At 72.9% G+C, this 19,211-nt stretch carries 18 protein-coding genes; 16 read left to right on the forward strand and 2 right to left on the reverse strand.

Features of this window, described 5'->3' with window-relative positions:
• On the forward strand, window positions 1-796 hold a 796-nt coding region (locus ACRX5S_RS27565), incomplete at its 5' end, for an MFS transporter (protein ID WP_436775814.1).
• Window positions 797-926: 130 nt separating this feature from the next.
• Here the strand turns inward: ACRX5S_RS27565 and ACRX5S_RS27570 are convergent.
• Window positions 927-1,934 (reverse strand): alpha/beta hydrolase family protein, encoded by a 1,008-nt coding sequence (locus ACRX5S_RS27570; protein WP_436775815.1) that lies wholly within the window; start codon window positions 1,932-1,934, stop codon window positions 927-929.
• Between the two features lie 203 nt (window positions 1,935-2,137).
• Between ACRX5S_RS27570 and ACRX5S_RS27575 the strand changes: the two genes are divergently transcribed.
• From ACRX5S_RS27575 to ACRX5S_RS27595, 5 genes are read left to right on the forward strand one after another with little or no spacing between them, the layout of a single operon-like run.
• Window positions 2,138-3,370, forward strand: coding sequence for a flavin reductase (locus tag ACRX5S_RS27575; protein WP_436775816.1), 1,233 nt, complete (start codon window positions 2,138-2,140; stop codon window positions 3,368-3,370).
• Between the two features lie 52 nt (window positions 3,371-3,422).
• A complete protein-coding gene (locus ACRX5S_RS27580; RefSeq protein WP_436775817.1) occupies window positions 3,423-4,745 on the forward strand; it encodes an acyl-CoA dehydrogenase family protein in 1,323 nt (440 codons plus the stop codon).
• Window positions 4,742-6,256, forward strand: a complete 1,515-nt coding sequence (locus tag ACRX5S_RS27585; RefSeq protein WP_436775818.1) for an aldehyde dehydrogenase family protein — start codon at window positions 4,742-4,744, stop codon at window positions 6,254-6,256. Before ACRX5S_RS27580 ends, ACRX5S_RS27585 begins: the two co-directional genes overlap by 4 nt.
• Window positions 6,253-7,428, forward strand: coding sequence for an FAD-dependent oxidoreductase (locus tag ACRX5S_RS27590; RefSeq protein ID WP_436775819.1), 1,176 nt, complete (start codon window positions 6,253-6,255; stop codon window positions 7,426-7,428). Before ACRX5S_RS27585 ends, ACRX5S_RS27590 begins: the two co-directional genes overlap by 4 nt.
• The gene (locus ACRX5S_RS27595) at window positions 7,425-8,885 is read left to right on the forward strand and encodes an aldehyde dehydrogenase family protein (RefSeq protein ID WP_436775820.1); all 1,461 of its coding nucleotides are present in this window, start codon (window positions 7,425-7,427) and stop codon (window positions 8,883-8,885) included. Before ACRX5S_RS27590 ends, ACRX5S_RS27595 begins: the two co-directional genes overlap by 4 nt.
• Here the strand turns inward: ACRX5S_RS27595 and ACRX5S_RS27600 are convergent.
• A complete protein-coding gene (locus ACRX5S_RS27600; RefSeq protein WP_436775821.1) occupies window positions 8,861-9,190 on the reverse strand; it encodes a Dabb family protein in 330 nt (109 codons plus the stop codon). The two genes, ACRX5S_RS27595 and ACRX5S_RS27600, sit on opposite strands and share 25 nt — an antisense overlap.
• Window positions 9,191-9,302: 112 nt before the next feature.
• On the opposite strand from ACRX5S_RS27600, the gene ACRX5S_RS27605 reads away from it, so the two are divergent.
• The 10 genes from ACRX5S_RS27605 (at window position 9,303) to ACRX5S_RS27650 (ending at window position 19,172) form a co-directional block, all read left to right on the forward strand.
• A complete protein-coding gene (locus ACRX5S_RS27605; RefSeq protein ID WP_436775822.1) occupies window positions 9,303-11,138 on the forward strand; it encodes a carbon-nitrogen hydrolase family protein in 1,836 nt (611 codons plus the stop codon).
• The gene (locus ACRX5S_RS27610; protein WP_436775823.1) at window positions 11,135-11,944 is read left to right on the forward strand and encodes a hypothetical protein; all 810 of its coding nucleotides are present in this window, start codon (window positions 11,135-11,137) and stop codon (window positions 11,942-11,944) included. The genes ACRX5S_RS27605 and ACRX5S_RS27610 overlap by 4 nt, the downstream gene beginning before the upstream one ends.
• Window positions 11,941-12,945: a hypothetical protein gene (locus tag ACRX5S_RS27615; RefSeq protein ID WP_436775824.1), complete on the forward strand. Its 1,005-nt coding sequence runs from the start codon at window positions 11,941-11,943 to the stop codon at window positions 12,943-12,945. The genes ACRX5S_RS27610 and ACRX5S_RS27615 overlap by 4 nt, the downstream gene beginning before the upstream one ends.
• A 43-nt stretch (window positions 12,946-12,988) precedes the next feature.
• Entirely contained in the window at window positions 12,989-14,191 is a 1,203-nt protein-coding gene (locus ACRX5S_RS27620) for an aromatic ring-hydroxylating dioxygenase subunit alpha (RefSeq protein WP_436775825.1), read from the forward strand.
• Entirely contained in the window at window positions 14,188-14,973 is a 786-nt protein-coding gene (locus ACRX5S_RS27625; protein WP_436775826.1) for a hypothetical protein, read from the forward strand. Before ACRX5S_RS27620 ends, ACRX5S_RS27625 begins: the two co-directional genes overlap by 4 nt.
• 137 nt (window positions 14,974-15,110) lie before the next feature.
• Window positions 15,111-16,004 (forward strand): hypothetical protein, encoded by an 894-nt coding sequence (locus ACRX5S_RS27630; protein WP_436775827.1) that lies wholly within the window; start codon window positions 15,111-15,113, stop codon window positions 16,002-16,004.
• On the forward strand, window positions 16,001-16,819 hold the full coding sequence (locus ACRX5S_RS27635) for an SDR family NAD(P)-dependent oxidoreductase (RefSeq protein WP_436775828.1): 819 nt from the start codon (window positions 16,001-16,003) through the stop codon (window positions 16,817-16,819). Before ACRX5S_RS27630 ends, ACRX5S_RS27635 begins: the two co-directional genes overlap by 4 nt.
• On the forward strand, window positions 16,816-17,520 hold the full coding sequence (locus ACRX5S_RS27640) for a hypothetical protein (protein ID WP_436775829.1): 705 nt from the start codon (window positions 16,816-16,818) through the stop codon (window positions 17,518-17,520). The genes ACRX5S_RS27635 and ACRX5S_RS27640 overlap by 4 nt, the downstream gene beginning before the upstream one ends.
• Window positions 17,517-18,260 (forward strand): maleate cis-trans isomerase family protein, encoded by a 744-nt coding sequence (locus ACRX5S_RS27645; RefSeq protein WP_436775830.1) that lies wholly within the window; start codon window positions 17,517-17,519, stop codon window positions 18,258-18,260. The genes ACRX5S_RS27640 and ACRX5S_RS27645 overlap by 4 nt, the downstream gene beginning before the upstream one ends.
• Window positions 18,261-18,377: 117 nt before the next feature.
• Window positions 18,378-19,172 (forward strand): IclR family transcriptional regulator, encoded by a 795-nt coding sequence (locus ACRX5S_RS27650; protein WP_436775831.1) that lies wholly within the window; start codon window positions 18,378-18,380, stop codon window positions 19,170-19,172.
• Window positions 19,173-19,211: the final 39 nt, after the last annotated feature.

Consider the following 19,211-nt stretch of genomic DNA (forward strand, 5'->3'; position numbering starts at 1 on the left):
GTCCGACGCCGCCCGGCTGGCCTTCGCGATGGTCGCGGCACTCATCCTGGTCCTGGCGGCCGTGCTCGCGCGGCGCCTGTCCGCGCACCGCGTCAGCGGCGTCGACCGGCGCATACCCCTCCGGACGCTCGCCCGTGAAGGCGTACGGGCCGGTCGCGACCCGGGCGTCGCGCTCGCGTACGCCGCCGCGTTCGTCTCCCGCGCCGACCTGGCCATCGTGGGCAGCTTCCTGGCCCTGTGGGTCAGCGACCACGCCGAGCAGGTCCGCGGCATGAGCAGTGCGGACGCGGTCGCCCGGGCCGGCCTGGTCGTCGCGATCGCGCAGACGGCGGCGCTGTTCGGCGCACCGGTGTTCGGCCGGATCAGCGACCGCATCGGCCGTCAGGACGCGGTGATCCTGGCCCTGGGCCTGTCCGGTGCGGCGTACTCCAGCGCGCTCCTGGTCGACGACCCGCTGGGTGCCGGAATGGTGCCGGTCGCGATCGCCATCGGGCTCGGCGAGGTCGCCGGCATCACCTCCAGCGGCCCGCTGCTGGCCCAGCAGGCGCCGAAGGACGTCCGCGGGTCCGCTTACGGCGTGTTCGCGTTCTGCGGGAGTGCGGGGATCCTGGTCGTCTCGCTCGTCGGCGGCTACCTGTACGACCACTGGCGTCCGGCGGCGCCGTTCGCGGTCGTCGGGTGCCTGGGTTTCGTCGCGTGCCTGTTCGGCCTCGCCGTCCGGCGGCGGATCACGCCGCGCGAGGATGCCGACGTCCCGCTCGCGACGCTTCCCGACGACGACTCCGTGGCGCGGTGAGCGTCGGGCGGACCCGTACCCGGCGCCTGTGCGCGGTCCCCGTATGGGGCACGCGGACGGGCCGACGGCAGGCGGGGGCGCGACCTCCTGGGTCGCACCCCCGCACTCGCCGGACGCCCGGCTCCCGCGCTCAGGAGCGGTGGCGGACCGTCGCATTGGCGTCGACGAGGTCCGCCAGCCCGCTGTACAGGTAGGCCGCCGACCAGCCGTCCCCGAGCCGCGCCCGCAGATACAGCGCGGTCCAGCGCGCGGCGATGTCGATCGTCGCGGCCTGGGGCAGCGGTTGCGCGGACGGGTCCGGTCGGCTCCCCGCCGGGTTCTGCACGTCGGTGAGGCCGTAGTGGTTCGCGTCGGGCACGGTGATGAGCGAGGCCGGACCGGTCGCGAGCGCGTCGTAGGTCGCCTCGGCCTGCGACGGCGACGCCAGTCCGTCCCGGCCGCCTTGGATGAACGCGACCGGGATGCCGCCGGTGTCGATCGGAGCCGCGCCGCCGCCCGCAGGGTCGGCGGTGTTGGTGCCGTACACCACCGCGGCCTTCAGCTCGGCGGGCCGCGCCTCGCCGGGCGGGACGCAGAAGGGGACCTGGCAAGGGCCCTGGACCGCGTACAGACTCGCGGCGCCGCCGAACGAGTGCCCGATGAGCACCAGCGAGCCGGTGTCGACCCGTCCGAGGACCGGGCTGGCGGCGGCGGTGTTCTCCGCCTGGGCCCAGGCGACCGTGCGGGCGGCCTGTTCCTGGACGGGGTAGAGCCCCGGAGTGCCGAAGATGACGCGCTGGTGGTCGGGGACCACGACGACGAAGCCGTGGCTCGCGACCGCACGGGCGTACGACGCGTACTGCGTGCGGCCGACGTTCGCGCCTTGCAGGAGCAGCGCGACGGGCAGCGCCGTTCCGGTGGCCGGCGCGTAGACGGTGGCGGGATCGCCGGCGACGGTGGTCTCGTACGCGGACACCGCGCTCCGGGTGCCGAAGGCGGTCGGGGCAGCGGCCGAACTCTCGGCGGACGTGCGGGTGTTGGCCGCGGCCGCGGTCAGTGCGCCGGACGTACAGGCGAATGCCGCCGCGACGGCGACAGCGGCGATTTTGGACGGACGCTCGGGCACGGGAACCTCCCAGTCGGACTTGTGGGCCGCCATCGAATCAAGTTTCTTCTTGCGGAACAAGGTTTCCCATTCGAGTTTCCGGCTCCATCGGCCCGGGCGCGGCCGCGTCCACTCCGCGCCCCGCTCGCATCGGACCTGTGCGACTTGCCCGTTCGCGTTGACACCTGTCGGCGACCTCCCATACGTTCATGGCAACAGCGTTTCGACTGAGGAAACAATGAGCCGCAGGGGGACACATGCCCGTGGACCGCGACGTGTTCCGCGAGGTGCTCGGCCTGTGGCCCACGGGCGTCGGCGTCGTGACCACCGCCGCGGGCGGCACGCGGCACGGGATGACGGCGAGTTCGCTCAGCAGCGTGAGCGTCGAGCCGCCGCTGGTCTCCGTGTGTGTGGGCCGGCGGCAGCAGACGCACCGCCTCATCGAGGCGTCACGGAACTTCGCCGTGAGCATCCTCGCCCGCGACCAGGTGCGCCTCGGCCGGGCCTTCGCCGGGATGGAGCCGGCGGTCGGCGACCGCTTCGGCCTGGGCCGGTGGAAGACGGCCGCGACCGGGGCGCCGGTGCTCGCCGACGCCGTGGCATGGCTCGACTGCGACGTCGAACACGCCTACCCGGGCGGCGACCACACCATCTTCGTCGGCCGGGTGAGATCCGCCTCCCGGGCCCGCTCGGTGGCACCGCTCCTCTACCATTCCCGCGCCTGGGGGCAGATCGCCGAGCCGCTGCCCGAATCGGTCGACGTCGCCGACGTCGGCCTCGCCGAGGCGCTCGCAGGCCGGTGGGCCGCTCCCGCCACCGTGGAGTCGCTGACGTCCGCGGTACGTGCCGCCGGGGCCCGCACCCGCATCAGCCTGGCCGCGGCGCCGCACATCCCCGAGGCAGGGCCCACTCCCTTCCGCACCGCGCTGGTCCGCGACCCGGCCGATGTCACGGAGGCCCTGGCGCGCGGTGTCGGCGTCATCGAGGTCAGCCCGACCGGCGGCGACACACCCGCGCTCGTGACCGGGGCCCGCGCCCACGGACTCGACGTCGTCGTACGCGTCCCGCACGCCTTCGCCGAAGGCGCCGCGGACCGGGTACGCGCCGCCATCGAGGAAGCGCTGGATCTGGACTGCGCGGAACTCTGCCTGGAGGAAGGCCGCGAAGCGGCTTCCCCGCTGCACGTCCGCGCAGTCGTGCAGGACGCCGTCGTCCGGTCCCGCCCCACACCCGTCCGCGTCGCCCTGCGCGAGCACAACGGCCTCGGCATGGCCAACGCGCTGACCGCGATGAAGAGCGGCGCATGGCTCTTCGACACCACCCTCGGCGGCGTCGACGGACGCCTGCCCACCGAGGATCTGCTGTACCTCGCCGCACGACTCGGCGTCGCCAGCACCGCCGACCGCACCGCGCTCATGGCCGCCGCCGACGAGCTTAGACAGGTCTGGGGAGCCGAACTACCCGCCCGTACGGCCCACATGGCGCCCTGACCGAAGAGCCGCCGGCCTGGCACGGACCGGCCATCAGGAGGAGACCGACCACATGACCGACGTGAACGTGGCAGCGCCCGTACCGGGCGGGCCCGCGCCGACGGGACCCCGATTGACCGCCCTCCGCCTCCTGGACGTGATGTCGCCCGAGGAGCAGGACCGCGCCGCCCGGGTCGAGGCCGTCCTCCCGGCGCTCCGGGACGCCGCCGAACGCGCCGACGCCGAAGGGGCGTTCCCCAGGGAGCACGTCACCGCGCTCCGCGACGCGGGGCTGCTCGGCCTCGTGGTCCCGCACCGGTACGGAGGACTCGGCGGCGGACTGCGCGATCTGGCAGCGGCGACGTTCGCGATGGGCACCGCCTGCCCCTCCACCGCGCTGGCGTACTTCTTCCACAACACCAGCGCCTCCCGCGGGCTCCTCCCGCTGGAAGCCGTGCACGCGGGTCTGTTCGCGGACGACGAGGTGCCCGTCGTGGAGGCGTTCGCCGAGAAGGTCCTCACCCGCATGGCGGCGGGCACGTGGCTCGCCAACTTCGCCAGCGAGTCCGCCAAGAGCGCCGGCGCCAACATCGCCATCGCGACCACCGCACGCCCGGTCGCGGGAGGCTGGCTCCTCGACGGCGAGAAGTCCTTCGGCTGCGCCACGGGCATCGCGGACACCTATCTGGTGACCGCACGCGTCGAAGGCGACGACAGCCCCGACGGCCTCGCGGTCTTCCTCGTGCCCCGCGGGACCGACGGCGTGTCCTCACGAAACCCCGCACCCGGACTGGGCATGCGCGGATCCGCCAACCACGGCATCCAGCTGGACTCCGTCTTCGTCCCCGCCGACGAAGCCCTCACACTGCCAGGCGCGTTCACCCGCATGCTGAAGGTCAGCCGGGGCAGTTTCGTCGGCAACCAGCTCGCGATCTCCGCGGTGTACGTCGGCGCCGCGCAGAACGTCTACGACGAGGCGCTCCACCGCATAACCACCAAACGCTTCGCCGACACCGGACACCCTGTCGCGTCCAGCCCGATGCACCAGGTGCTCGTCGGCGAGATGACGCAGCAACTGGAGACGTCCTATCTGTGGCTGCGCCGCCAGATCGACCTGGAGACCTCGGAACCGCCGCTGCGCCCCAAGGCCGACGAACACCGGCAGTGGCGCCTCGGCAAAGGCACGGTCTGCGAGGCGGCGTTCGCGGTCGCGGTGGGCGCGCTCAAGTGCTGCGGGACCTCCGCGGCCACCATGGACGGCGTGATCGGGCGTACGCTGCGGGACCTCGCCATGGGACTCGTGATGACGTTCCCCGCCGAACGAGGTCGACTGGAGGCCGCCCAAATGGTCACGACAGCGCGGGAGAACGACCTTTTCGCGGTGGTGTCCCCATGAGCGCCGCGGCCGAGTCGACCCTGTCGCCGGCCCTGCCGCCCGCCCGCGACCTGGTCGCCGGGGCCTGGCGGGACTGCGCCGACGAGCTTCCCGACCTGATGCTTGAGGACCCGTCCACCGGCGACGTGCTGGGACCGGGCCACGCAAGCGGACCCGACCGCGTCGAACAGGCGCTCGCCGCCGCCGCGGACCTCGCCGCGGACGGGGCCTGGGCACGGACCGGGACCCGCGCCGACGTGCTCGACGCGGTCGCCGAGGCGGTCGACGCGAAGCTCTCCGACATAGCGGCGCTGGAGGCCTTCGCGACCGGCGTACCCATCGCGCAGACCCGGCTCCTGGGGGTCGTCACCAGCGGCTCGTTCCGCCTCGCGGCCTCGCAACTGCGGGACGGGGTACTGCGCGACGACCCTACGCGCCCCGACGGCCGCGCCGTCCAGGTGCACCGCCTGCCGCTCGGCCCCGCCTTGTGCCTGGTGCCGTGGAACGCCCCGGCGCCGATGGCCGCCCACAAGGTGGCGAGCGCGCTGGCCGCCGGCTGCCCCGTCATCCTCAAACCCAGCGAGTTCGCCCCCTACGGCAGCCAACTCCTCGCGCAGACCGTGGCGGAGGTGTTCGCCGACCGCGGACTCCCGGACGCCTGCTTCCAGTTCCTGCACGGTGACGGCGTCACCGGCGCGGCACTCGCCGCGGACCCGCGGATCCGCGCCGTCTCCTTCACCGGCGGCGCCCGGGGCGGCGTCGCCGTCGGCCGATCCTGTGCCGAGAGGTTGGCCCCGGCCCAGCTCGAACTCGGCGGCTGCAACCCGCTGATCGTGATGCCGGACGCCGACGTGGCACACGCCGCCGCGATGGCGGCGGACCTCCTGACCACGCTCAACGGCCAATGGTGCCGGGCCCTCGGGCGCCTCGTCGTGCCCGCCGCCCGGTATGAACCGCTCCTGGACGCGATCGGCGCGGAACTCGCCGCACTGCGCGTGGGCGAGTCCACGGACGAGGCCACCGAGTACGGGCCACTCGTGCACAGCGCACACCGCGCGCTCGTACGCGACGAAGCCGCGAAACTCGCGTCCATGGACGGCGCCAAGGCGCTCTCCTGGACCCGTGTGCCCGAGCGGGGCAACCACCTTCCGCCGATGCTGATCACCGGCGTCCCGCCGGCCGCCGCGCCGGACGAGATCTTCGGACCCGTGGCAACCGTCCACACCTACACCGACCTCGACGAGGCGGTGAACATCGCCAACACGGGGTCCTTCGGGCTCGAAGGCTACGTCGCCGGCACCGACGAGGAACGCGCGCTGGCCGTGGCCGCCCGCGTGCGGGCCGGCGAGGTGAAGGTCAACGGTTCCAGCGTCATGAGCCTGCACATGGACACCCCGAGGCCGGCATGGGGCATGTCGGGCCTGGGTGAGGAAGGCACTGTCGAGACGCTGCGCTTCTTCACCGGCGCGCGCGTCGTCGGCACCGAGAACCACCTCGCCCTGCACCGAAGGACACCGGAGCGTGGGGCGTGACGCCGCCGGTGCTCGTCGCGGGAGCCGGACCCGTCGGTCTGACCGCGGCCCTCACCCTCGCCCGGCGCGGTGTCCCGGTCACGGTGCTCGAAGCAGGTGAACGACTCTCCTCCGAGTCGCGCGCCTCCACGTTCCACCCGCCGACCATCGAGATGCTCGACGACCTCGGTGTGTCCGCCCAGTTGCATCAACGCGGCCTGCGCGCCCCGGTGTTCCAGTACCGCGACCGTGCCGAAGGGGTCGTCGCGGAGCTGGACCTCGCGCTGTTGGCCGACGCCACGCCGTTCCCGTACCGCCTCCAGTGCGAGCAGAACAAGCTCACTCCCGTTCTCCTCGCCGAACTCGGGCGTCTGCCGGGCTGCACGGTGGAGTTCGGCGCCCGGGTGACCGGCGTCGAGCCGGCGGCCGGACACGTCGTCGTACGTCTGGCCGACGGCCGTACGGTGCCGGGCAGTTGGCTGATCGGCGCGGACGGCGCGCACTCGGCCGTGCGTCGGCAGGTGGCCCAGGAGTTCGCGGGCACGACCTACCCCGAGCGGTTCCTGGTGCTGTCGGTCGCCGACGAGCTGCGCGACGCGCTACCCGACCTGGCGCTGGTCACCTACGTCCTGGACCCGGACGAGTGGCTGGTCGTCCTGCGCACTCCCGACCACTGGCGGGTCCTGTTCCCGGTCGTCTCCGACGCCGCCGACGCCGTCGAGACCGCGCCCGCCCGGGTCCAGGAGCGGCTGCGCTCGGTCGCCGACCTCGGGCGCGACTGGGACGTCCGGGACGCGAGCGTCTACCGGGTCCACCAGCGCGTGGTGGGCGACTTCCGCGTCGGCCGCGTGCTGCTGGCCGGTGACGCCGCGCACGTCAACAACCCGCTCGGCGGCCTCGGGATGAACAGCGGCATCCACGACGCGGTCGAGCTCGCCGGGGCCCTGGCGGACGTCGTGGGCGGCATGCCCGAGACCGTCCTCGACAAGGCCGCGGCGCGCCGCCGTGCGGTGGCGCGGGAGTACGTCGGAGCCGCCTCGCACGCCAACTGGCAGAGGCTGCGCGCCCGCGACCCGGACGCCCGGGCGGCACACCGCGACGACCTGCGGGCGCTCGCCGCGGATCCGCGGCGCGCCCGTGAGCACCTGCTGCGGAGTTCCATGATCGCGTCACTGCGGCCGGATGCCGCATGAGCGCGCCGCGGGTGGTCCGCGAGAATCCCGCGCGATACACCGAGGTTGTCGGTGAGGTCGCGGCCGACGACGCGTCGTCGGTGGACGCGGTCGTCCGCCGGGCGGAGAAGGCGCAGCGGGGCTGGGCCCGCACCGACGTCGAGGAGAGGTGCGCGGCGCTGCGGAGCGCCGCGGACGCCCTGGACGACGCGAGGCCGACGCTGGCCGGTCTTCTGTCCCGGGAAACGGGGAAGGTTCTGGCCGACGCGTCGGGGGAGATCGGCTACGCCGCGGCGGTGCTGCGCTGGTACGCCGGGCAGGCCCCGCGTCTCCTGGCGGACCGCGAGGTCGACGACACCTCCGGTCGGTTGCTTCTCCGGCGCGCCCCGTACGGGGTCGTCGCCGCGGTCACGCCGTGGAACGCGCCGGTGATCCTGGCGGTCACGAAGCTCGCTCCGGCGCTGGCGGCCGGAAACTCCGTGGTGGTCAAGCCCTCACCACTTGCGCCGTTGGCCGCGGACCGCCTGGTCCGCCTTCTGTCGGAACTGCTCCCGTCCGGCCTTGTAGGCGTGGTGCACGGAGGCGTCGAACCCACGTTGTCCTTGGCCGCGCACCCGCGGGTACGCCGTGTGGCGTTCACGGGAGGCGACCGCGCCGGGCGCGCGATCGGCGCGGCGGCCGGGGGGTCGCTCACCTCGGTTTCGCTCGAACTCGGCGGCAACGACCCGGTGTTGCTGCTCGCGGACGCCGATCTTCCGGATGAGGCGATGGATCGTCTGGTGATGGCGTCGTTCGCCACCTCGGGGCAGGTCTGCATGGCCGCGAAGCGGTTGTACGTCCCCCGTGCGCGCCTCGGCGATTTCGTCGAGGCGTATCGGGCGGCCGCGGAGCGGGTGTTGCTGCTCGGCGACCCGCTTGCCGGCGGGGTGACCATCGGCCCGGTCGTCACCGCCGAGGCGCGCGAGAGGCTCCGGTCGCTGGTGGCGGACGCCCGTGTCGGCGGGGCCGAGGTGGTCGAGCTGGGAGCCGTACACCCGCACGCCGATCTCTCGGCCGGCTACTTCGTGCCGCCCACGTTGTTGCTGGGGCTCGACGACGACGCTCCGGCGGTGGCGCGGGAGCAGTTCGGCCCGACCGTGCCGCTGCTGGTCTACGAGGACGAGGAGGAGGCCGTGGCACGCGCGAACGCCGGTGAACTGGGCCTGGCCGCCTCGGTGTGGAGCGCGGACGAGGAGCGCGCGTTCGCGGTCGCGCGAAGGGTCGAGGCGGGCTTCGTGTTCGTCAACAACCACAACCGCACGGGAATGTCGCCGCGTGCGCCTTTCGGTGGGGTGAAACGCAGCGGCCACGGGCGGGAGTACGGCGAGGAAGGGTTGGCCTCCTACGTCCAGACGTGCGCCGTGCACGCCCCGGCGGCCTTTCGCGCGGACGGCCGTGGCGCCGCACCCGGCGCCTACCCGTCGACGGAGGCGGTCTGAGGCGCGAACAGGCTGTCCACGACGGCGCGGTCGGCCAGTCGTGGGCGGAGCCAGGCGGCGGCCTCCAGGTGCGCCGGATGGTCCTGGTAGCCGCGCAGATCGTCGGCGGAGACGTGGGTCGTGGCCAGGCGCAGGTGGAAGCGGGGGAGCGGTGCGCTGCCGCCCGCTTCGGTGAGCGACAGGTCCAGGTCGACCGTGAGGGACGCGATCTCCGTGACCTTGTCGCGCATGCCCTCAAGGAGTTCGCGGGCGCGGAACGCGTCGGCGGCTTCGGCGAACCGCATCAGCACCACGTGGGATATCACGTCGACACCTCCTCGTAACAGTCGGCGTCTGTCGCGCCGTGGGCTGCGAGTGTATGTTTGGGAAACGCTGTTCCGCTAGGGGAATCACCTTGGATGTCCGTGGGGAGTGGCAATGAGCAGTGACGGCACCGCGCCGAAGGTCCGCGTCGCGGCCGTGCAGTTCGCGGTCGGCACCGATCGCGCCGACAACCTCGCGGCCTGCCTCCGCATGATCGACCAGGCCGCCGCGGCCGGAGCCGAGATCATCGTGCTCCCCGAGTTCTGCAACCACCTGTCGTGGTACGCCGACCGTGCCGCCGCACACTACGCCGCCTGCCGGGACGGCGACGAGTTCCTCACCGCCCTCGGTGAACGGGCCGCCCTGCACCGCGTCTACGTGAAGACCGGCATAACCTACGCCCGCGCGGACCGACGCACCATGGCGACAAGCGTGCTGCACGGCCCGGACGGCACGCTCGTCGCCCGCGCCGACAAGCAGGTCCTCATGGGCGCGGAACGCGACGCACTCGACCCGGCGGACGAACTCGGGCCGGTCGTCGAGACACCGTACGGCCGCCTGGGCATGTACGCGTGCCTCGAAGGCGTCTACAACGAGACCACGCGCGGCCTTGCCGTGCGCGGCGCGCAGGTCCTCCTCAACAGCCTCAACTCCTTTGCCGTTGACGAGGCTTCCCTCCACGTACCGGTCCGCGCGGCGGAGAACCGTGTGTGGGTCGTGGCCGCCAACAAGGTCGGTCCCCTGGTCCCGGACGACGTCGCCGAGACGGTCGCCGCCGGACTCGGCATCCCCGTCGCCTGGCTGCACGGCGCGGGGGAGAGCCGCATCGTGGCACCCGACGGAACCGTCGTCGCCACCGCTCCGCGCACCGGGGAGGCCGTTGTCGTCGCCGACATCGAGCCGGCCGCCGCCGACGACAAAGCCCGCTCGGACGGCACCGACGTCTTCGCGTCGCGCCGTCCACGGCTGTACTCCCCGATCGCCGCCCCGTCCGCGCCGCCGACCGAGGCGCCCGGCGCGGACCGCGCCGTCGCCCGCGTGCTGTGCCCGACCGGGACCGGCGCCGACGCGGTCGAGGACGCCGCCGAACTGCTCCGCGACGCGGTCCGCGACGCCGTGGACCTGGCCGTACTCCCGGAGCTGTTCCCGTATGAGAACGGGTTGTTCGTGTCCGCCGAGGACACACCCGACCCGGCCTCCGTGCTCAAGACCCTGGCCGCCGTCCTCGCCGACGGCCCCACCCACGCCGTGTGCAGCCTGCCGTCCGCCGACGGCCGTGCGCACCACGGCTACGTCGTCGGCCCACGCGGCGTCGTCCACCGGCAGCCGCAGCTCCACCGCTGCGCCCGCCACGCCGCGTGGGCCGACCACCACGGAGACGGGGTCCACGTCGCCCGCCTGCCCTTCGGACGCCTCGCCGTCGTCGTCGGCGACGACTCGTTGTACCCCGAGACGTTCCGGCTCGCCGTCCTGGCCGGCGCCGAGGTCGTGGCCGTGCCCTTCAACCCCCGGGAAGACTGGGAGTTGGCGCTCGGCCTCCCCGAGCGCGCCGCGGAGAACCGGCTGAACGTGGTGGCCGCCGGCCGCGCACCGCACTCCGGGCACGGCACCGGCGCGGTCATGTCGCTGACCGCCGACTTCACCCTGTGGACCCCCTGGGAGGGCCCGTTCACCGGCCGCATCAGCCACCCGCAGGTCACGTACGCCGAAGGCAGCGCCACCACCGCCGACATCCGTCCCGCACAGGCCGCGAACCGGCTGGTCTCCCGCGGTACCGACCTCGTGGACGGCCGCCCGTGGCGGCTGGCCCACGTGCTGACCGCCACGTCAGCGGGTGCCGAGGACCGCCCCGACACGGGACTCGGCCGCCGGCCCGACACGCCGGCGGGTCCCGAGGACCAGACCGAGACCCCGACCCACCGCCCCAACGGAAAGGCACCGCGCCCATGACGGAGACGGTTCGCCACGTCGCGACCATGCTCGACGACTCCCCGGTGGTCGACGTCACCCCGACGTTCCGCGCCTGGCAGGCCCTGCTCGCCGAACTGAAAGCCAAGATCGACGCACGGTTCGAGCTGACCCTCGACCCGTCGACCCGCGACCTGGCCACCTTCGGCAGCCCGCCCGACTCGCCTGGCGGCAGCCTCCAGGCGTACACCGGGCCCGAGGTCGACTGGATGGTCCATTCCTGGCTGGGCAACCCCACGGCCAGTTTCGCCAACCTGCATCTCACCGTCTGGCTCGGCCCGCAGGTCCGCGTCCCCCACCTCGGCATCGCGCTGCTGGTCTGGCCCGAGGGCTGGTTCTACCTCGACGCACTGCCGCGCACCCCACTCCTCGCGGACGGCGACTACTACGACCGCTACTACGCCCCGCTGGAGGACGACTGGCTACGGGTCCGGCAGCAGTACGACAAGCTCGCGTGGTTCACCAGCCCCACCGGATTCATCCGCGCCAGCCTGTCGCCCACCGCCTACTGCTACTCCATGCCGACGACCGACGAATACCTGGCACTGGTCGCGGAGTTGGCGCACGCCCACGTGGACCGGTGGCTGGGCTGGGTCGACGAGGCCGAGCCGGTGGCGGCGGACGAGCGGGCCGCGCTCGCCGCAGCGGACCTCGCCGTCCGACGCAACATCTCCGAACGCGACCCGGCCAACGCTCTCGGCGTGCGGTACTTCGGCGCCGAGACGACCGAACGCCTCGTACGGGGCCTGTGGGGCGGCGACCGCCACATACCGAGGCCGGGCCGATGACCCGCGGCGAGGTGCGCTGCCTGTGGCGGGCGACCCGCGTACCCGGCGCCACCGAGCCGTACGACACCGCACATCTGCGGGTCTACTACCCCGCGCTGCGGTCCGGCTCGGACCACGAACGGCTCACCGGGATTGTGCCCGCCCGCCCGCGCGACCGGCCGTATCCCGTCGTCCTGCTCCTCTCCGGCGTCAACGTCCCCCAGGACTCCTACCGGCGTCTCGCCACCCGCCTGTGCCACGCCGGACTGGTCGCCGTCACCTGCGATTTCGTGGCGGTCATGCCGGACGGTGCGACGGCCACCGGCCCCGGGATCGACGTCGGCGCCGTGGTCCCGGGAGGGTACGGCGAACGGGCCACCACGCCGCTGCCCGCAGCGCTGCTCGGCGCGTTGGGCGAGATCGCCCGACCCGACGGCGACACGCCGCTCGCCGGGCTCCTCGACCTCGACCGCGTCGCCCTGGGCGGGCACTCCGCGGGCGGCACCCTCGCGGTGCAGTCGGCCCAGTACCTCCCGGGTGTGCGGGCCGTGTTCGCGTACGGCGCGCACACCCGCGCCGCCACGGCCCTCGGCTGGCCGCCGGACACCTACCTCCCCGTCCGGCCCGGCGTGCCCGTGCTGCTGGCCGCGGGGGGACGCGACGGCGTGATCGCCGCCAGCGCCGACCGCTACGGCGACACCTCTGGCGGTGTGTCCGACATGCTCGCGGACCCCGTCGCGCGCACGTTCGACGAGGCGCTGCCCGATGCGGCCGGCGAGCACCTGCACGTCGTGCTGCCGGACGCCGGGCACTTCGCCCCGGCCCATCCGCCCGATCCCACCACCGCACGGTCGTTCCTCGACGACGGCGCGTCCGACACCGCGGTCCACGACACCCTCGCGGATTTCGTCGCGGACTTCTGCGCGGCGCACCTCGACGGCGACGCCGCCGCCCGGTGCCGGCTTCATCCGGACGACAAGAACGGCACGTACCCGAACGGCGCCCGGTTCCGCAGGCGCTGACCCGTCCCTCCGAGACCAGGACGAAACCCGGCAGGAGCACGCCATGTTCAAGAACTTCTGGTACGCGGTCGAGTTCGCCGAACGCGTGGCACGCACGCCGACGGCGGTCGTCTGCCTCGGCCAGCGGCTGGTCCTCTTCCGCACTGCCGCGGGCCGCACCGTCTGCCTGTCCGACCTGTGCGCACACCGCGGCGCCGCGCTGTCCGGCGGCACCGTGGCCGACGACTGCGTCGTGTGCCCGTACCACGGCTGGCGCTTCGACGCCGACGGAGCCTGTACGAAGATCCCCGCCAACCCGCCCGGGCGCGCGGTGCCGGCGAAGGCGCGCGTCGACGCGTACCCGGTCGAGGAGCGCTACGGATTCATCTGGGTGTTCCTCGGCGACCTGCCCGAGGCCGAACGGCCCCCGATCCCCGAATGGCCGGAGTTCGCGGACCTGGTCCAGGACGGCGGGAGCTTCCGCGCGGTCACCGGGGAGTTCCTCTGGCACAGCAATTACGAGCGCATCCTGGAGAACGGCTGCGACATCGCGCACACGCCGTTCGTCCACGCCGGCTCGTTCGGCAACCCCGAGCGGCCCGAGGTCGAGGACTACACGCTCGACGAGACCGAGTGGAGCGCGTTCGCCACCGTACGCCTGCATCCGCCCGCCGCGAAGGGGCTGTGGTCCCGGCTCTACCGAGGGAGCCGGACCCTCACCGAGCGCCCGCCGGTCACCGTCAGCGCGGGCTGGATGCTGCCGAACCTCATCAAGCTCCACGTGCGGCTGCCGCTCGGCAACATGATCATCTACGACACCAACATCCCCGTGGACGAGAACACCACGCTCGTGAAGTGGGTCGCGCTGCGCGACTTCTTCACCGGCGGCTGGGCGGACGCCAACGCGCGCAAGCGTGTTCTGAAGATCTTCCGCGAGGACGCGCCGGTCGTCGACGCGGTACGCCCGGAGCTGCTGCCGGTCGATCTGGCCGCCGAGCTGCACCTCAAGTCCGACCTCGTGTCGGTCGCCTACCGCCGCAGGCGCCGCGAACTCGCCGAGTCCGGCTGGCAGGTCGGACCGGCCGACACCATCGGCGGCGACGTCCCGAGCCGCGACGCCGTCGTCATCGCCTCACCGGGACGGCGCACAGTCCCGGAACTGGCGCGCGCGTGGGCACAGAAGAGCCGGGACGTGGGCGCGTCACCTCCCGCGAACCCCGAAGCCCGAACGAACCAGGACGAATTCGCCGGGAAGGACACCGCGTGACCCCCGCAACGGAACCGGACCCGACGCCGGCCGGCGACCCCGGCGCCCCCGCCACGCTGTGCGGCGGGGTGCTGGCGCGGCTGCTCGACGCGACCGACCTCACCGAAGTCTCGGACGATCCGCTTCGCGCGCCGAACGGGCAACCGGTCGGCCGTCTGCGGACGTTCGTCGGCAGCGCGGTCGCGCACGCGGTCTACATCGGCCTGACCGTCCCGCCGATCGGTCTGGACAGCCACATGGTGTTCGCCTTCGGTCCCGCCGACTCCGGGCTCCCGCACTTCACCGTCGACTCCGTGGCGACCGGCGAGGCGTACGCCTTCCATCTCGACCTCGTGCAACGCGCCGACCTCGCCGTGCACGTGGAGTACATGGACGCGGTATACGCCCCCTTGACCGAGGCTTTCGACCGGGCGCGGTCCATCCCGGGGCTGACCGCGGCGGCCATCGGTCCTCGCCAGCGGGCGCTGATGTCGCCCTGGATGCTCGTGCACCGCGCGACCGCGGAAGCGTTCGCCGCCGCGCACGAACCCGTGCACACCTACCTGGAGCACTGGCTCGACCTCGTCGCCAAGGGCGTTCCCCACCCCGCCGCCCAGACCCTCTCCGACACCGACCTGCCCGAGCGCGACCGCACGCTGCGCCGTCGGCTCTTCAGCCGCGAGGTCGACCCGGTCTGGACCCAGGTGTCCCGCCTCCTCGGCGACGAGGAGACCGACCGCATACGCACGCTGCTCATCGATGGACCGCCGCACGAGCCGTCCGAAGGAGGACACCCGTCGTGACCACCGAATCCGCTGCCGCCCCCACCGATGAAGCCGCTCTCGCAGAGTCCCCTCCCGCCGAAGCCCCTTTCGCAGAAGCCACCGGGCCCAGCGTCTGGCAGCGTCGTATAGCCGGCGAATGGCACGGGAAACCCTCTTTGTTCGACGCACAGGGCACCTGGGTGGGGTTCGAGGACATCCGGCGGTCCTCCGTGTACCGCGACGGCGCCACCACCTACTACATGGACGGCGCCCTCGAAGGGGGAGGCCCGTTGGCGGGGCGATTCCGTCTGGGGGCCCCCTTCGCGTTCGGGGTCGTCGACTCCGACGACGACCGGCTGTACACGGGGCCCGACTTCCACGGGTCGGGGCAGCCGTACGGCTCGTTCGTCGACGCCCGCTACTACGGCCCCGGGTGGCAGGTCGGGCTCAACACCTGGAACCAGGTGCTGGCCGACGGCATGACCCAGGTCTACTCGTCCGTGCTGTACCAGGGGTGGACGGTCGTGGGCTGCTTCAACGGCCTCTACACACGCACCACCGAGGACGAGCCCGACGATCGGGTGCGCGCCCGGGTCGCCGAGCTCGTCGCCGCCGAAACCCGCCGCGGACCCGTGCCGTTCATCCTCCCCACCAAGGAACACGGCTCCTACTCGGGAACCTGCGAGTTGTGGACCTGCGAACAGACCCTGGCCGGCAAGGTCGACGTCGCGATGGAGATCGAACCCGTCGACCTGTTGCGCACGCGGCACCGCGTCCGGTGGTCCGGCGCACTGGACCGGGAGTTCACCGTCGAGCGCCGGCGGGACGGCACGCGCTCGTTCCTGGAGGGCCCCGACGCGTGGGGCAGCGCCCGGGCGTTCGGCCGCGCGAACTTCCCCACCTGGCACTTCGCCGGCGACGCGACGGAGGTCAAGGGCCGGGAGTTCGCGGTGGACACCGAGCCGGGGATGCGAGGTTGCAGGCAACTGGCCGTGGCGTACGAGCTGTTCGAGGGCAACAAGCTGCGGCACGTCCTCCACGGTGTCTTGACCTGGCAGGGCGCCGCATGAGCGAGGGGACCGGCGGCCGGGTCGTCGTCGTCACCGGCGGAACCCGCGGTATCGGCCTGGGTCTCGCCCGCGCACTTCTCGACCGGGACTGCCGGGTCGCGGTGTGCGGTCGCGGCCCGGCGTCGGTGGCCCGGGCGGTGGACGTCCTCGCCGCGGGACCCGAACGGCTGCTCGGCCAGGTCGCCGACGTCACCGACCGCGTCCAGGTCCAGAAGCTGTGGGACGCGACGACCGAGGCATTCGGACGCGTGGACGTGTGGATCAACAACGCGGGAGCCACGACCGGCCGCAAGCCACTGTGGGAGCTGCCCGCCGACGACATCGGGACCGTGGTCGCGGCCAACCTGCTCGGCGTCGCCCATGGCTCGGCGGTCGCCCTTGAGGGTTTCGTCGACCAGGGCTCCGGCACCCTGTGGAACATGGAGGGCTTCGGCTCCGACGGCCGCACCCTCCCCGGTCTCGCGGTGTACGGATCCACCAAGCGCGCGGTGACGTACCTCACCGACGCGCTCGCCAAGGAGGTCGCGGACCGCGGCACCGCGCTGCGCGTCGCCCACCTGTCGCCGGGCATGGTGGTGACCGACCTGCTCACCCACGACTACTCCGACGCCGAGTTCGCCAAGGCGCGCAAGGTGTTCGCCATCCTGGCGGACCGGGTCGAGACCGTCGCGCCGTGGCTGGCGGACCGCGTGCTGTCCGGCGTGCCCAACGGAGGACGCGTGGCCTGGCTGACCCGCCGCAAGGCCATGGCGCGATTCCTCGCCGCTCCGTTCCGCCACCGGGACCCGTTCGCACCGACGGGAGCGGCGGCATGACGGAGCAGGACTATCCGCTCGCGCTCGCGCTGGAGGACCTGGTCCCCGTGGCGTTCACCGGTGTGGGGGTGGCGTTCCTGGTCGGCCATCTGGCCGCTTCCGGGCCCGCCGGCGCCCGCACGGGGCGCGGCGTCGCCGAGGCCCGCGTCGGGGCGGCACTGGTCGTCCTGGGCGGATCGGCCAAGGCCGTCTGGAAGGTCGTCGTCGCCGCCGACGGACCGGACCACACCTGGCTCGAAAGCCTGCTGTTCCCCTGCCTGGGCACGGGGTTCTCGCTCCTTGCCCTGGCGCTGCTCAAGGCCCGGGACGCGGTCGGAGGCGAGGCGCGGCGCCGTACGCCTCCGCTGTGGGCCGTCCTCGGCACATGCGCGGCCGCGGTCGGTGCGGCGGCCGCGCTGCGCGACACTTGGCCGGCCCTGATCCTGACCGTCCTGGCGAGCACCGTGACCGCGGTGACCCTGGTGCTCAGGGCGAAGCACGCCGGCGACATCCCGGCCGCGGCGCTGTTCGGCGGCTGGCTCGCGGGCATGCTGATCCTCGGCCCGCTGGCCGGCCGCTCCGACCAGACCATCGCCCTGCAATGGGTCGAACAGCTCTGCAACACCGTCACCCAGGGCGCGTTCGCCGTCGCCGCGTGGCGCCTTGCCCGACGCATGCCCTCCTGCCCCCCGTCCCTCGACCCAGCGGCGGTGAAACCTTGACGGACGCTCTCGGATGGCGGCGCAAGTTCGGCGTGATAGCGCCCAGCACGAACACGATCGTGGAACCCGACTTCTACCGCATGACCGTCCCCGGGGTCACCGCACACTTCTCCCGGATCCACATCCGGGACCAGAACATGGACGGGGACGCCGGTTTCGAGCACCTGCTGGCCCAGATCCGCGAGGAGATCGGCGCGGCCTGCGAACGGGTGCTCACGTGCGAGCCCGAGGCCATGGTCATGGGCATGAGTGCCGAGACGTTCTGGGGCGGAGTCGAGGGAAACCGCGCCTTCGTCAAGCAGATCCACGACCTCACCGGCCTCACGGTCACGACCGGCGCGGAAGCGTGCGAGCGCGCGCTGCGACTCTACGGAGCCCGGCGCATCGCCGTGGTGACGCCCTATCAGCCGATCGCCGACGACAACGTCCGGCAGTTCTTCACCGAGCTGGGGTTCGACGTCGTCGCGGTCAAGGGCCTGCGCTGCCCCACCGCGGTGTCGATCGCGCACGTGGACGAGCGAACGCTCCGCGAAGCCCTCGTCGAACTCAACGCCCCGGAAGTCGACGCGCTCGTCCAGTGCGGCACCAACCTGTCCATGGTCGGCCTCGCCGACGAGGCCGAGCGGTGGCTCGGCAAACCCGTGCTCGCGATCAACGCGGCGACATGGTGGATGGCCTTGCGGTCCAACGGTATCGAGGACCGCGTCCACGGCGCCGGGCGACTGCTGCGCGAGCACTGACAGGTTCCGCCGGCACACGGCACGGCCGATGTTCCGCAGGAGGAAACCATGGCCCGGCGCGGGGATACACTGGGCGGACGGCGCGGCAGAAGGGGCGGAGCGGACACGATGGCCACCATGGCGGACGAACAGGAAGAGGTCGGCAGCAGGTCGGTCGCGTCGGTCGAACGGGCCATGGACGTGCTGCTGTTGTTCGGACGCAGCGGCCAGCCCGATCTCGGGGTGACCGAGATCGGCAACGAACTCGGTTTGACCAAGGCCGCCGTGCACCGCATCCTCACCGCGCTGCGCAGCCGCCGCCTCATCAGCGCCGACCCCACGACGCGCCGGTACGCCCTCGGCCCGGCCGCCGTCGCGCTGGGACGGGCGTACCTGGCCCGGACCGACCTGCGGCTGCTGGCCGCGCCGGAACTCCGGACACTGTCCGCGGAGTCGGGGGAGACGGCGACGCTGTCGGTACGCCGAGGCGACACCCGGCTCTACGCGGACCAGGTGGTGCCGCCGCAGGATCTGCGCATCGACGTCGCGTTGGGCACCCCGTACCCGCTGCACGCCGGCGCCTCGTCGAAGGTGATCCTGGCTTTCCTCGGGGACGAGGAGATCGACGTCTACCTGACGCAGCGTCATCTGGACGCGCTGACGGATCGGACCGTCACCAACACCGCGAAACTGCGCAAGGAACTCGCGCTGATCCGCAAGCGCGGCTACGCCACGTCGTTGGGGGAGCGGCAGGAGGGCGCGGCGGCGATCGCGGCTCCCGTGCTGGACTACGACGGCTGCGTGATCGCGGCGTTGAGCGTGGCCGGGCCGCAGTCGCGGTTCCGGTCGCGGCTGTCCGAGTGCGCCCCCATGGTCGTGGCCGCCGCCCAGCGCCTGTCGGCGGAGTTCGGGTTCGGCGACAAGGGGGAATGAGACTCCGGAAGCGATGTGGGCGCGGGGCCGGCAGGCCCC

The sequence above is a fragment of the Yinghuangia sp. YIM S09857 genome (assembly GCF_051388915.1).
Lineage (GTDB): Bacteria > Actinomycetota > Actinomycetes > Streptomycetales > Streptomycetaceae > Yinghuangia.